Source organism: Streptococcus sp. CL6.22 (genome assembly GCF_049738055.1).
Classification (GTDB): Bacteria; Bacillota; Bacilli; order Lactobacillales; family Streptococcaceae; genus Streptococcus; species Streptococcus mitis_DJ.
Genome location: NZ_JBKOTV010000018.1, coordinates 15,669 through 29,571 on the forward strand (window position 1 = coordinate 15,669; position 13,903 = coordinate 29,571).

The window sequence follows — 13,903 nt, forward strand, 5'->3', positions numbered from 1 at the left end:
AAGGTGTATAATGAAAGGGAGAATAAACTCGTATGCGTATTAAATGGTTTTCCTTGATTAGGATTACAGGTTTACTTTTGGTACTCTTGTATCATTTCTTTCAGACGATCTTTCCTGGAGGATTTTTCGGGGTAGATGTCTTTTTTACATTTTCAGGTTTCCTGATTACAGCTCTACTCATCGAAGAATTTTCTAAAAATCATGAAATTGATTTGGTTGGATTTTTTAGGAGACGCTTTTATCGTATCGTTCCACCTGTGGTTTTGATGGTCTTGGTAACCATGCCTTTTACTTTCTTGGTTCGCCAAGACTATGTGGCTGGAATTGGGGGTCAAATTGCGGGTGTCTTAGGCTTCATGACCAACTTCTATGAACTCCTAACAGGTGGGAGTTATGAATCTCAGTTCATTCCTCATTTGTTTGTTCATAATTGGAGTCTGGCTGTTGAGGTGCACTACTATATTCTTTGGGGGTTGGCAGTTTGGTTCTTATCTAAGCAGGCTAAATCAAATGGTCAGTTGAAGGGAATGGTCTTTCTCTTATCTGCTGCTGCCTTCTTGATCAGCTTCTTCTCCATGTTTATTGGTAGTTTTCTAGTAACCTCTTATTCCTCTGTTTACTTCTCCAGTTTAACTCATGTCTATCCATTCTTTTTGGGAAGTGTGTTAGCAACTATCGTAGGCGTTCGTCAGACGACTTCCCTAGTTAAGCAATTGGATAAAATCTGGGATTTGCGCAAGACCCTTTTAGTTTTTGGGGGAGGTTTTGCCTTCTTACTCATTTTGACCTTCTTTGTCAAATTTACCTATCTCTTTGCCTATCTTATGGGCTTCTTACTTGCCAGCCTTGCAGCCCTTGCTATGATATTGGCAGCGCGTGTCTTACATGAAAAGACTCCTAACGTACAGGAGCCAAAGATAATTAGCTTTTTAGCGGATACTAGCTATGCGGTTTATCTTTTCCATTGGCCTTTCTACATCATTTTATCACAGTTGACCTCAAATCTTCTTGCTGTGTTACTGACTTTGATTTGTTCTTATGGATTTGCCAGTCTTTCATTTTATGTATTGGAACCTTGGATTGCAGGCAAGAACACACCTGTTTTACAAACTCTTCGTCCCCTGCCTTATATTCACGCAATTCTTGCAACAAGTACAGGAATCTTGGCCATCATTGTCTGCATGGTGATTCTGTTGGCACCACAAGTGGGAGCGTTTGAGACAGACTTGACTGTCAATGGTTTGAAGCAAGCTGCAACAAATATTAGCCAAACCAAGGTGATGACAGAACGGGCAGATGCAAATAGTTTAGGAATTGCTGATGGCACTATGTTAATTGGTGACTCGGTTGCTTTAAGGGCAAATACAGCCCTGCAGACAGCCCTTCCTGGAGCACAGATTAACGCGCAGGTCAGCAGAACAACCAAGACCGCCAACGAAATCATGCTCAACAATAGCCAGAATAAATTTCTACCAAAGATGGTGGTCATTGCGACTGGGGTAAATAATCCTGAAAATTACAAGGAAGATTGGGATAGTATCGTAAAAAATCTTCCTAAGGGCCACCATATGATTTTGGTGACACCTTATGAAGGAGATAAAACAAAAGAGACCTATGCAATCGTTGAGAAGGCTGCTACCTACATGAGAGAATTGGCAGAGAAGACTCCTTACATCACGATAGCAGATTGGAATCAAGTTGCTAAGGAACATCCAGAGATCTGGACAGGAACAGACCAAGTCCATTTCGGAAGTGACACTAGCAAAATTGAAGCAGGAGCTAAATTGTATGCAGATACCATTGCTACAGCCTTGCAAACAGCTCAAGACAAGCCAGTCAAATCAAAATAACTTGTATTAAAAAGAGAAGAGTTGGAGAAATCCAGCTCTTTTAAAATATCTCTAGAAAATAGGTCTATACCATTTACAAATGAATCAGAAAGGTTTATAATGTAATTGACATAATAAATATCAAAAGTAATCTTTTAAGGAGGTCATTATTATGCCTAATTACGTTAAAGCGGATCAGTTTTTCTATCCATTTGGCATTCGTCGCGGTGGGTACTTAGAACTTGTTGATGGCAAATTTGGGAAACATGTGGATCAAATTCCTGAAGGAGCAGAGGTTCTTGACTATACTGGTTATAGCATTGCACCAGGTCTTGTGGATACTCATATTCATGGATATGCAGGTGTAGATGTGATGGACAACAACATTGAAGGTACATTGCATACTATGAGTGAAGGACTTCTTAGTACCGGTGTTACCAGTTTCTTGCCCACAACTTTAACAGCCACTTATGAGCAATTGCTTGCAGTCACTGAAAATCTTGGAAACCATTATAAAGAAGCAACAGGTGCTAAGATTCGTGGGATTTATTATGAAGGTCCATATTTCACAGAAACTTTTAAGGGGGCACAAAATCCAACTTATATGAGAGACCCGGGTGTTGAGGAGTTTCATTCTTGGCAGGATGCTGCAAAAGGGATGCTAAATAAAATCGCTATTGCACCAGAACGTGATGGGGTGGAAGATTTTGTACGTACTATTACAGGTGAAGGTGTGACAGTTGCACTTGGACACTCAGATGCGACATTTGAACAAGCTAAGAAGGCAGTTGATGCTGGAGCTAGTGTATGGGTACATGCCTATAATGGGATGCGTGGTTTAACACACCGCGAACTAGGTATGGTAGGAGCTATGTATGAGCTCCCACATACTTACGCAGAATTGATTTGTGATGGTTATCACGTAGATCCAAAAGCTTGTGAGATTTTACTTAAGCAAAAGGGGACAGAAAACATCGCTCTTATTACGGACTGTATGACAGCTGGTGGGCTTGAAGACGGTGACTATATGTTGGGAGAATTCCCTGTTGTAGTAGCAAATGGAACTGCACGTCTCAAATCTACTGGTAATTTGGCAGGTTCTATCCTCAAACTTAAAGATGGTATGAGAAATGTAGTCGAGTGGGGTATTGCGAATCCACACGAAGCAGTCATGATGGCTAGCCTTAACCCAGCAAAATCTGTTCACATTGATGATGTCTGTGGTCAAATCCGTGAAGGTTATGATGCGGACTTTATCGTATTAGATAAAGATTTGGAATTGGTAGCAACCTATCTAGATGGTGTGAAACGTTATCAAGCATAAGAGAAAAAGCAGAAGTTAGAGATTAGCTTCTGCTTTTTTATCTATATTGCTTTACCGGTAAATAAAAAAGTTAAAAAAATCACAAAAAAACTTGAAGAAACAAATGAAAAGGCTTACAATTATATTATAAATAGTACAAATAAAAAAACGGAGGAATGCTTTATGAAAGCCTATACTTATGTTAAACCAGGACTTGCTTCTTTTGTTGATGTAGACAAACCAGTGCTTCGCAAGCCAACAGACGCTATTGTGCGTATCGTAAAAACTACTATTTGTGGAACAGACCTCCATATTATCAAAGGGGATGTTCCTGCTTGCCAAAGTGGTACCATTCTTGGTCACGAAGGGATTGGGATTGTTGAAGAAGTTGGGGAAGGAGTTTCGAACTTCAAAAAAGGCGATAAGGTCTTGATTTCTTGTGTCTGTGCCTGTGGTAAATGCTACTACTGTAAAAAAGGAATTTATGCCCACTGTGAAGACGAAGGGGGCTGGATTTTCGGTCACCTGATTGATGGTATGCAGGCTGAATATTTACGTGTCCCTCATGCAGATAACACTCTTTACCACACTCCAGAAGACTTGTCAGATGAAGCCTTGGTTATGCTATCAGACATTCTGCCTACTGGGTATGAAATTGGTGTCTTGAAAGGGAAAGTAGAACCTGGTTGTAGTGTAGCCATTATTGGTTCAGGACCTGTTGGATTGGCTGCTCTTTTGACAGCCCAATTCTATTCACCAGCTAAATTGATTATGGTGGATTTAGACGATAACCGCTTGGAAACTGCCCTATCATTTGGTGCGACTCATAAGGTTAATTCTTCAGACCCTGAAAAAGCGATTAAAGAAATTTATGATTTGACAGATGGTCGTGGTGTGGATGTCGCTATCGAAGCTGTTGGTATTCCTGCAACATTTGATTTCTGTCAAAAGATTATCGGTGTAGACGGAACAGTTGCTAACTGTGGTGTACATGGTAAACCAGTTGAATTCGATTTAGATAAACTTTGGATTCGCAACATCAATGTAACAACTGGTTTGGTATCTACAAATACAACTCCACAATTGTTGAAAGCTCTTGAAAGTCATAAGATTGAACCAGAAAAATTGGTAACTCACTATTTCAAACTCAGTGAAATTGAAAAAGCCTATGAAGTTTTCAGTAAAGCAGCAGACCACCATGCAATCAAAGTCATTATCGAAAATGATATTTCAGAAGCTTAAGTAGTAAAAACATTTTGGAACATAAGCAAATAGAAATTCAGTCATCATAAGATGGCTGGATTTTTTATCAAAAAATTAAGAAATGAGCATATTTCTTTCCTTGTTTGTCTGAATTGGTTATAATATACGGTACAAAGGAATGAATGAATATGTATCGTGTTATAGAAATGTACGGAGATTTTGAACCGTGGTGGTTCTTAGAAGGTTGGGAAGAAGATATTGTAGCGAGTAAGAAATTTGACCAGTATTATGATGCTCTCAAATACTATAAAACTTGCTGGTTTAGATTGGAACAAGAATCCCCTCTTTATAAAAGCAGAAGTGACTTGATGACCATTTTTTGGGATCCAGAAGACCAACGCTGGTGCGATGAATGTGACGAGTATTTACAACAATACCATTCTTTGGCTCTTTTACAGGATGAGCAGGTTATCCCAGATGAAAAACTACGCCCAGGCTATGAAAAACAAACCGGTAAGGAAAGGCACCGTTCTTGCCGTATGAAATTAAAATAGAGAAAAAGTAACTTTTTGGGAGTTGCTTTTTTTATTTTTCCAAATCTTTGCGAATAGTATAGGTGAGGAGGTAAGTATGGTTCAAGAAATTGCACAAGAAATCATTCGTTCGGCTCGGAAAAAAGGGGCGCAAGACATTTATTTTGTCCCTAAGTTAGACGCCTATGAGCTTCATATGAGGGTCGGAGACAAGCGCTGTAAAATCGGTTCTTATGATTTTGAAAAATTTGCGGCCGTTATCAGTCACTTTAAGTTTGTAGCGGGTATGAATGTTGGGGAGAAGAGACGTAGTCAACTTGGTTCCTGTGATTATGAATATGACCAGAAGATGGCATCTCTACGTCTATCTACTGTAGGCGATTATCGAGGGCATGAGAGTTTGGTGATTCGCTTGTTGCATGATGAGGAGCAGGACTTGCATTTTTGGTTTCAGGACATTGAAGAATTAGGTAAGCAGTACAGGCAACGTGGTCTCTATCTTTTTGCAGGTCCAGTCGGCAGTGGTAAGACAACACTGATGCACGAATTGGCCAAGTCCCTCTTTAAAGGACAGCAGGTCATGTCCATCGAAGATCCTGTTGAAATCAAGCAGGACGACATGCTCCAATTGCAGTTGAATGAGGCAATCGGGTTGACCTATGAAAATCTCATCAAACTTTCCTTACGTCATCGACCAGATCTCTTGATTATCGGAGAAATTCGAGACAGCGAGACGGCGCGTGCAGTGGTCAGAGCCAGTTTGACAGGGGCGACGGTCTTTTCAACCATTCATGCCAAGAGTATCCGAGGTGTTTATGAACGCCTGCTGGAGTTGGGTGTGAGTGAGGAAGAGTTGGCAGTCGTTCTACAAGGAGTCTGCTACCAGAGATTAATCGGGGGAGGAGGAATCGTTGATTTTGCAAACAAAGACTATCAAGCACACCAGCCAACTAGCTGGAATAAGCAGATTGACCAGCTTCTTAAAGATGGACATATCACAAGTCTTCAGGCTGAAACAGAAAAAATTAGCTACAGCTAAGCAAAAAAATATCATTACCTTGTTTAACAATCTCTTTTCCAGCGGTTTTCATCTGGTGGAAACCATCTCCTTTTTAGATAGGAGTGCTTTGTTGGACAAGCAGTGTGTGACCCAGATGCGCACGGGCTTGTCTCAAGGGAAATCATTCTCAGAAATGATGGAAAGTTTGGGGTTTTCAAGTGCCATTGTCACTCAGCTATCCCTAGCTGAGGTTCATGGGAATCTTCACCTGAGTTTGGGAAAGATAGAAGAATATCTAGATAATCTGGCCAAGGTCAAGAAAAAGTTAATTGAAGTAGCGACCTATCCCTTGATTTTGCTGGGATTTCTTCTCTTAATTATGCTGGGACTACGCAACTACCTACTACCCCAACTGGACAGTAGCAATATTGCCACCCAAATCATTGGTAATCTGCCACAAATTTTTCTAGGAATGGTAGGGTTTGTTTTCATACTTGCCCTTTTAGCACTAACTTTTTATAAAAGAAGTTCTAAGATGCGCGTCTTTTCTATCTTAGCACGCCTTCCCTTTCTTGGAATCTTTGTGCAGACCTATTTGACAGCCTATTATGCGCGTGAGTGGGGGAATATGATTTCGCAGGGGATGGAGCTGATGCAGATTTTTCAGATCATGCAGGAACAAGGTTCCCAGCTCTTTAAAGAAATCGGTCAAGATTTAGCTCAATCCCTACAAAATGGCCGCGAATTTTCTCAGACGATAGGAACCTATCCTTTCTTTAAGAAGGAGTTGAGTCTCATCATCGAGTATGGGGAAGTCAAGTCCAAGCTGGGTAGTGAGTTGGAAATCTATGCTGAAAAAACTTGGGAAGCCTTTTTTACCCGAGTCAACCGCACCATGAATTTGGTGCAACCGCTGGTTTTTATCTTTGTGGCTCTGATTATCGTTTTACTTTATGCGGCAATGCTCATGCCCATGTATCAAAATATGGAGGTAAATTTTTAACATGAAAAAAATGATGACATTATTGAAAAAAGCTAAGGTTAAAGCTTTTACACTTGTGGAAATGTTGGTAGTCTTGCTCATCATCAGCGTGCTTCTATTACTCTTTGTACCTAATCTGACCAAGCAAAAAGAAGCAGTCAATGACAAAGGAAAAGCTGCTGTTGTTAAGGTGGTGGAAAGCCAGGCAGAACTTTATAGCTTAGATAAGAATGAAGAAGCTAGCCTAAGCAAGTTACAAGACGATGGGCGCATCACGGAAGAACAGGCTAAAGCTTATAAAGAATACCATGCTAAACAAAATACCAGCCAAACCGTTGCAGATTAAGGCTTTTACCATGCTTGAAAGTCTCTTGATTTTGGGACTTGTGAGTATCCTTGCCTTGGGCTTGTCCGGCTCTGTTCAGTCCACTTTTGAGGCGGTAGGGGAGCAGATTTTCTTTATGGAGTTTGAAGAACTTTATCGGGAAACACAAAAACGCAGTGTAGCTAGTCAGCAAAAGACTAGTCTAAATTTAGATGGGCAGACGATCAGTAATGGCAGCCAAAAGTTGACCGTTCCTAAAGGAATTCAGGCACCATCAGGACAAAGTATCACATTTGACCGAGCTGGGGGAAATTCATCCCTGGCTAAGGTTGAATTTCAGACCAGCAAAGGAGCGATTCGTTATCAATTATATCTAGGAAATGGAAAAATTAAACGCATTAAGGAAACAAAAAATTAGGGCAGTGATTTTACTGGAAGCAGTAGTGGCTCTAGCTATCTTTGCCAGCATCGCGACGCTCCTTTTGGGACAAATTCAAAAAAATAGGCAAGAAGAAGCAAAAATCTTGCAAAAGGAAGAAGTCTTGAGGGTAGCTAAGATGGCCTTGCAGACAGGTCAAAATCAGGTAAAGATAAACGGAGTGGAGATTCAGGTGTTTTCTAGTGAAAAGGGATTGGAGGTTTATCATGGTTCAGAACAGTTGTTGGCTATCAAAGAGCCATAAGGTCAATGCTTTCACCTTGTTGGAATCACTGATTGCTCTCATTGTCATCAGTGGAAGTTTACTCCTCTTTCAAGCCATGAGTCAGCTCCTCATTTCAGAAGTTCGCTACCAGCAACAAAGCGAGCAAAAGGAGTGGCTCTTGTTTGTGGACCAGTTGGAGACAGAATTAGACCGTTCGCAGTTCGAAAAAGTGGAGGGCAATCGCCTCTATATGAAGCAGGATGGCAAGGATATCGCTATAGGTAAGTCTAAATCGGATGATTTTCGGAAAACCGATGCCAGTGGACGGGGTTATCAGCCGATGGTTTATGGCCTCAAATCTGCGCAGATTACAAAAGACAATCAACTGGTTCGATTTCGTTTTCAATTTCAAAAAGGCTTAGAAAGAGAGTTTATCTATCGTGTGGAAAAAGAAAAAAGTTAAGGCAGGTGTTCTCCTCTATGCAGTCACCATGGCAGCCATCTTTAGTCTTTTGTTACAATTTTACTTGAATCGACAAGTCGCCCACTATCAAGACTATGCTTTGAATAAAGAAAAGTTGATTGCTTTTGCTATGGCCAAGCGAACCAAAGATAAGGTTGATAAGGAAAGTGGGGAACAGACCTTTAATCTGGGTCAGGTGAGTTATCAAAATAAGAAAACAAACTTGGTGACAAGGGTTCGTACGCCTAAGGGTCAATATGAATTCATCTTTCCTTCCGTCAAACTCAAAGAAGAGAAAACAGCTAAAAAGGAAAAGATAGTGATTGATCCAAGTGAAAAAGTGGAGAAGAAAGAATCAGAAGAGAAGCTTGAAAAGAACGAGAATTCCTAGTCAATTCAGCTACTTTGTGCTAAACTAAAAATATGAGACATAATTTTAACCACAAAGCGGAAACTTTCGATTCCCCTAAAAATATCTTTCTTGCAAACTTGGTATGTCAAGCGGTCGAGAAACAGATTGATCTTCTATCAGACAAAGAAATTTTGGATTTCGGTGGTGGGACGGGTCTATTAACCTTGCCTCTGGCCAAACAAGCCAAATCTGTAACATTAGTGGATATTTCGGAGAAAATGCTGGAGCAAGCTCGTTTGAAAGCGGAGCAGCAAGACATCAAGAATATCCAGTTTTTGGAACAAGATTTACTGAAAAATCCCTTAGAGCAAGAGTTTGATCTCATTGTTGTCAGTCGGGTTCTTCACCATATGCCTGATTTGGATGAGGCTCTTTCACTGTTTCATCAACATTTGAAGGAAGATGGACAACTCCTACTTGCTGATTTTACCAAGACAGAGGCTAATCATCATGGATTTGATTTAGCTGAACTGGAAAAACAGCTAATTGAGCATGGTTTTTCATCTGTGCATAGTCAGATTCTCTATAGCGCTGAAGACCTGTTTCAAGGAAATTACTCAGAACTCTTTTTAACAGTAGCCCAAAAATCACTCGCCTAGTCAGGGAGTGATTTTTCTATAAGGATGGAAAAAAGAAGGGAAATTTGATAAGATAGGAATATGGATTTTGAAAAAATTGAACAAGCTTATACGTATTTACTAGAGAATGTCCAAGTCATCCAAAGTGATTTGGCGACCAACTTTTATGACGCCTTGGTGGAGCAAAACAGCATCTATCTGGATGGTGAAACTGAGCTAGAACAGGTCCGAGAGAACAATCAAGCCCTTAAGCGTCTAGCACTACGCAAAGAAGAATGGCTCAAGACCTACCAGTTTCTCTTGATGAAGGCTGGGCAAACAGAACCCTTGCAGGCCAATCACCAGTTTACACCGGATGCTATTGCTTTACTTTTGGTGTTTATTGTGGAAGAGTTGTTTAAAGAAGAGGAAATCACTATCCTCGAAATGGGTTCTGGTATGGGAATTCTGGGGGCTACTTTCTTGACCTCGCTTGCTAAAAAAGTGGATTACTTGGGAATGGAAGTGGATGATTTGCTGATTGATTTGGCGGCTAGTATGGCAGATGTGATTGGTTTGCAGGCTGGCTTTGTCCAAGGAGATGCCGTTCGTCCACAAATGCTCAAAGAAAGTGACGTGGTCATTAGCGACTTGCCTGTCGGTTATTATCCTGATGATGCCGTTGCGTCGCGTCATCAAGTTGCTTCTAGTCACGAACATACTTACGCTCATCACTTGCTTATGGAACAAGGTCTAAAGTATCTCAAGTCAGACGGATACGCTATTTTTCTCGCACCGAGTGATTTGTTGACCAGTCCTCAAAGTGATTTGTTGAAAGGCTGGTTGAAAGAGGAGGCAAGTCTGGTTGCCATGATTAGTCTGCCTGAAAATCTCTTTGCTAATGCCAAACAATCTAAGACTATTTTTATCCTACAGAAGAAAAGTGAAATAGCAGTGGAGCCTTTTATTTATCCACTTGCTAGCTTACAAGATGCAAGTGTTTTGATGAAATTTAAAGAAAATTTTCAAAAATGGACTCAAGGTACTGAAATATAAAATAGATTTTGTTATAATAGATGAAAACGCTTAAAAAGGGGTATCATGTTATGACAAAAACAATTGCAATCAATGCAGGAAGTTCAAGTTTGAAATGGCAATTATACTTAATGCCAGAAGAAAAAGTATTGGCGAAAGGGTTGATTGAACGTATCGGCTTGAAAGATTCAATTTCAACTGTAAAATTTGATGGTCGTTCTGAACAACAAATTTTGGATATTGAAAATCACACACAAGCTGTTAAAATCTTATTGGATGACTTGATTCGTTTCGATATTATCAAGGCTTATGACGAGATTACTGGTGTTGGACACCGTGTTGTTGCCGGTGGAGAATATTTCAAAGAATCAACAGTCGTTGAGGGAGATGTTTTAGAAAAAGTTGAAGAGTTGAGCTTGTTGGCTCCTCTCCACAATCCAGCCAATGCGGCAGGTGTTCGTGCCTTCAAGGAATTGCTGCCAGACATTACCAGTGTAGTTGTTTTTGATACTTCATTCCACACAACTATGCCAGAGAAAGCTTATCGCTACCCTCTACCAACAAAATATTACACAGAAAACAAGGTGCGTAAATATGGTGCCCACGGTACAAGTCACCAGTTTGTAGCAGGAGAAGCAGCAAAACTCTTGGGCCGTCCATTAGAGGACTTGAAATTGATTACTTGCCACATCGGTAATGGTGCTTCTATTACAGCTGTTAAGGGTGGTCAATCTGTCGATACTTCAATGGGATTCACTCCACTTGGTGGTGTGATGATGGGAACTCGTACAGGGGATATTGACCCAGCTATCATTCCTTACTTAATGCAATATACAGAGGACTTTAACACGCCTGAAGACATTAGTCACGTTCTTAATCGTGAATCAGGACTGATGGGGGTTTCAGGTAAATCTAGTGATATGCGTGATGTGATTGCTGCTATGGAAGAAGGGGATCATGATGCCACTTTAGCCTATGAAATGTATGTTGATCGTATCCAAAAACATATCGGTCAATACCTTGCAGTCTTAAATGGAGCAGATGCTATTATCTTCACAGCAGGTATTGGTGAAAATGCTGCAAATGTGCGTGAAGATGTTATCTCAGGTATCTCTTGGTTTGGTTGTGATGTTGACCCAGAAAAGAACGTCTTTGGTTTGACAGGAGACATCTCAACAGAGGCAGCGAAGATCCGTGTATTGGTTATTCCAACAGATGAAGAGCTAGTTATTGCCCGTGACGTTGAACGCTTGAAAAAATAAGTAAAACTAGTAAAAATATTCCGTACAAGGAGTTGGGAAAGAGATTTTTCCAGCTTCTTTTTATGGTGAAATTGTCCAAAACCTTGCTATGATTGGCTTTTTTGAAAAATATGGTATAATAGTAGTAATTTAATAGATGGAGTTGAGTTTTGAAGAAAAACTTTCGTGTAAAAAGAGAGAAAGATTTTAAAGCGATTTTCAAGGAGGGGACAAGTTTTGCCAATCGCAAGTTTGTTGTCTACCAACTAGAAAATCAGAAAAACCATTTTCGAGTAGGTCTATCAGTTAGCAAAAAACTGGGGAATGCCGTCACTAGAAATCAAATCAAGCGACGAATCCGACATATTATCCAGAATGCAAAAGGAAGTCTGGTAGAAGATGTCGATTTTGTTGTCATTGCTCGAAAAGGGGTTGAAACCTTGGGATATGCAGAGATGGAGAAAAATCTACTCCACGTATTAAAATTATCAAAGATTTACCAGGAAGGAAATGGGAGTGAAAAAGAAACTACAGTTGACTAGTTTGCTAGGACTGTCTCTATTGATCATGACAGCCTGTGCGACTAATGGGACAACTAGCGATATCACAGCCGAATCAGCTGATTTTTGGAGTAAATTTGTTTACTTCTTTGCGGAAATTATTCGCTTTTTATCGTTTGATATCAGTATCGGAGTGGGGATTATCCTCTTTACGGTCTTGATTCGTACAGTTCTCTTGCCAGTCTTCCAAGTGCAAATGGTAGCTTCCAGAAAAATGCAAGAAGCTCAACCACGCATTAAGGCGCTTCGAGAACAATATCCAGGTCGAGATATGGAAAGCAGAACTAAGCTAGAGCAAGAAATGCGTAAAGTCTTTAAAGAAATGGGTGTCAGACAGTCAGATTCTCTTTGGCCGATTTTGATTCAGATGCCGGTTATCTTGGCCTTGTTCCAAGCTCTATCAAGAGTTGACTTTTTAAAGACAGGTCATTTCTTATGGATTAACCTTGGTGGTGTGGATACAACCCTTGTTCTTCCTGTTTTAGCAGCTGTATTTACCTTTTTAAGTACTTGGTTGTCCAACAAGGCCTTGTCTGAGCGTAATGGCGCTACGACTGCGATGATGTATGGGATTCCAGTCTTGATCTTTATCTTTGCAGTTTATGCACCAGGTGGAGTCGCCCTATACTGGACAGTGTCCAATGCTTATCAAGTCTTGCAAACCTATTTCTTGAACAATCCATTCAAGATTATCGCAGAGCGCGAGGCGGTAGTTCAGGCACAGAAAGATTTGGAAAATAGAAAAAGAAAAGCCAAGAAAAAGGCTCAGAAAACGAAATAATAAGGAGGAATCTGGTAATGGTAGTATTTACAGGTTCAACTGTTGAAGAAGCAATCCAGAAAGGATTGAAAGAATTAGATATCCCAAGACTGAAGGCTCATATCAAAGTCATTTCTCGTGAAAAAAATGGCTTTCTTGGTTTATTTGGTAAAAAACCAGCTCAAGTTGATATTGAAGCTATTAGTGAAACAACGGTCATTAAAGCTAATCAGCAGGCTGTAAAGGGTGTTCCTAAAGAAATTAACGAACAAAATGAACCAGTCAAAACAGTCAGTCAAGCGACTGTTGATTTAGGGCATGTTGTAGAAGCAATTAAAAAGATTGAAGAAGAAGGCCAAGGGGTTTCTGATGAAGTTAAGGCTGAAATTTTGAAAAATGAAAAACATGCTAACACCATTTTAGAAGAAACTGGGCATATTGAGATTTTAAATGAATTACAGCTTGAAGAAGCTGGTTTCGGGGAAGAAGTAGAAACTCCTATTGTTGAGAGTCGAGCTGAACAAACTGAAAGTCAAGAATTAGAAGATTTGGGCTTAAAAGTGGAACCGAGCTTTGACATTGAACAAGTAGCTACGGAAGTAACGACTTATGTCCAAACAATCATTGATGATATGGATGTTGAGGCGACGATTTCAAATGATTATAACCGTCGTAGCATCAATTTACAAATTGATACCAATGAGCCAGGTCGTATTATCGGTTACCATGGTAAAGTTTTGAAGGCCTTACAACTATTGGCTCAAAATTATCTTTACAACCGCTATGCAAGAACCTTCTACATTACTATTAATGTCAATGATTATGTTGAACATCGTGCAGAAGTCTTGCAGACCTATGCTCAAAAATTGGCGACTCGTGTTTTAGAAGAAGGCCGTAGTCATCAAACGGATCCTATGTCAAATAGTGAACGCAAGATTATTCATCGTATTATTTCACGTATGGATGGCGTGACTAGTTACTCTGAGGGTGATGAGCCAAATCGCTATGTCGTTGTAGATACAGAATAAACAAAATCAGGGTTCTCCTGATTTTTTG

Annotated in this window: 17 protein-coding genes; all 17 read left to right on the forward strand. The window is 40.2% G+C overall.

Going from position 1 to position 13,903, the window contains the following annotated elements:
• The first annotated feature begins 32 nt into the window (after positions 1-32).
• The 17 genes from ACLNCW_RS09245 (at position 33) to jag (ending at position 13,875) form a co-directional block, all read left to right on the forward strand.
• A complete protein-coding gene (locus tag ACLNCW_RS09245; protein ID WP_247942651.1) occupies positions 33-1,850 on the forward strand; it encodes an acyltransferase family protein in 1,818 nt (605 codons plus the stop codon).
• Positions 1,851-2,001: 151 nt separating this feature from the next.
• Positions 2,002-3,153 carry an N-acetylglucosamine-6-phosphate deacetylase gene (gene nagA, locus ACLNCW_RS09250; RefSeq protein WP_001134549.1) on the forward strand — a complete coding sequence of 384 codons (1,152 nt, stop codon included), beginning with the start codon at positions 2,002-2,004 and terminating at the stop codon, positions 3,151-3,153.
• Between the two features lie 162 nt (positions 3,154-3,315).
• A complete protein-coding gene (locus tag ACLNCW_RS09255) occupies positions 3,316-4,374 on the forward strand; it encodes a zinc-dependent alcohol dehydrogenase family protein (RefSeq protein WP_004257473.1) in 1,059 nt (352 codons plus the stop codon).
• A gap of 149 nt (positions 4,375-4,523) precedes the next feature.
• Complete coding sequence (locus ACLNCW_RS09260) at positions 4,524-4,889, forward strand: DUF1033 family protein (RefSeq protein WP_000286405.1); 366 nt, start codon at positions 4,524-4,526, stop codon at positions 4,887-4,889.
• A gap of 76 nt (positions 4,890-4,965) precedes the next feature.
• Entirely contained in the window at positions 4,966-5,907 is a 942-nt protein-coding gene (gene comGA, locus ACLNCW_RS09265; RefSeq protein ID WP_261146308.1) for a competence type IV pilus ATPase ComGA, read from the forward strand.
• Positions 5,855-6,871, forward strand: coding sequence for a competence type IV pilus assembly protein ComGB (comGB, locus tag ACLNCW_RS09270; protein WP_424846156.1), 1,017 nt, complete (start codon positions 5,855-5,857; stop codon positions 6,869-6,871). Before comGA ends, comGB begins: the two co-directional genes overlap by 53 nt.
• Position 6,872: 1 nt before the next feature.
• A complete protein-coding gene (gene comGC, locus ACLNCW_RS09275) occupies positions 6,873-7,196 on the forward strand; it encodes a competence type IV pilus major pilin ComGC (RefSeq protein ID WP_020903620.1) in 324 nt (107 codons plus the stop codon).
• The gene (gene comGD / locus ACLNCW_RS09280; RefSeq protein ID WP_031233245.1) at positions 7,159-7,593 is read left to right on the forward strand and encodes a competence type IV pilus minor pilin ComGD; all 435 of its coding nucleotides are present in this window, start codon (positions 7,159-7,161) and stop codon (positions 7,591-7,593) included. The genes comGC and comGD overlap by 38 nt, the downstream gene beginning before the upstream one ends.
• A complete protein-coding gene (comGE, locus tag ACLNCW_RS09285) occupies positions 7,556-7,858 on the forward strand; it encodes a competence type IV pilus minor pilin ComGE (protein ID WP_153197443.1) in 303 nt (100 codons plus the stop codon). Before comGD ends, comGE begins: the two co-directional genes overlap by 38 nt.
• Positions 7,821-8,282, forward strand: coding sequence for a competence type IV pilus minor pilin ComGF (gene comGF / locus ACLNCW_RS09290; RefSeq protein WP_424846129.1), 462 nt, complete (start codon positions 7,821-7,823; stop codon positions 8,280-8,282). Before comGE ends, comGF begins: the two co-directional genes overlap by 38 nt.
• The gene (comGG, locus tag ACLNCW_RS09295; protein WP_424846131.1) at positions 8,260-8,673 is read left to right on the forward strand and encodes a competence type IV pilus minor pilin ComGG; all 414 of its coding nucleotides are present in this window, start codon (positions 8,260-8,262) and stop codon (positions 8,671-8,673) included. The genes comGF and comGG overlap by 23 nt, the downstream gene beginning before the upstream one ends.
• A 32-nt stretch (positions 8,674-8,705) precedes the next feature.
• On the forward strand, positions 8,706-9,293 hold the full coding sequence (locus ACLNCW_RS09300; RefSeq protein ID WP_424846133.1) for a class I SAM-dependent methyltransferase: 588 nt from the start codon (positions 8,706-8,708) through the stop codon (positions 9,291-9,293).
• Positions 9,294-9,353: 60 nt separating this feature from the next.
• Positions 9,354-10,307, forward strand: coding sequence for a class I SAM-dependent methyltransferase (locus tag ACLNCW_RS09305; RefSeq protein ID WP_314500756.1), 954 nt, complete (start codon positions 9,354-9,356; stop codon positions 10,305-10,307).
• A gap of 50 nt (positions 10,308-10,357) precedes the next feature.
• Positions 10,358-11,548, forward strand: a complete 1,191-nt coding sequence (locus ACLNCW_RS09310; RefSeq protein ID WP_424846135.1) for an acetate kinase — start codon at positions 10,358-10,360, stop codon at positions 11,546-11,548.
• Between the two features lie 149 nt (positions 11,549-11,697).
• Positions 11,698-12,069, forward strand: coding sequence for a ribonuclease P protein component (gene rnpA / locus ACLNCW_RS09315; protein WP_000739245.1), 372 nt, complete (start codon positions 11,698-11,700; stop codon positions 12,067-12,069).
• Positions 12,044-12,868 (forward strand): membrane protein insertase YidC, encoded by an 825-nt coding sequence (locus ACLNCW_RS09320; RefSeq protein ID WP_424846137.1) that lies wholly within the window; start codon positions 12,044-12,046, stop codon positions 12,866-12,868. The genes rnpA and ACLNCW_RS09320 overlap by 26 nt, the downstream gene beginning before the upstream one ends.
• A gap of 17 nt (positions 12,869-12,885) precedes the next feature.
• The gene (jag, locus tag ACLNCW_RS09325; protein WP_000260003.1) at positions 12,886-13,875 is read left to right on the forward strand and encodes an RNA-binding cell elongation regulator Jag/EloR; all 990 of its coding nucleotides are present in this window, start codon (positions 12,886-12,888) and stop codon (positions 13,873-13,875) included.
• Positions 13,876-13,903: the final 28 nt, after the last annotated feature.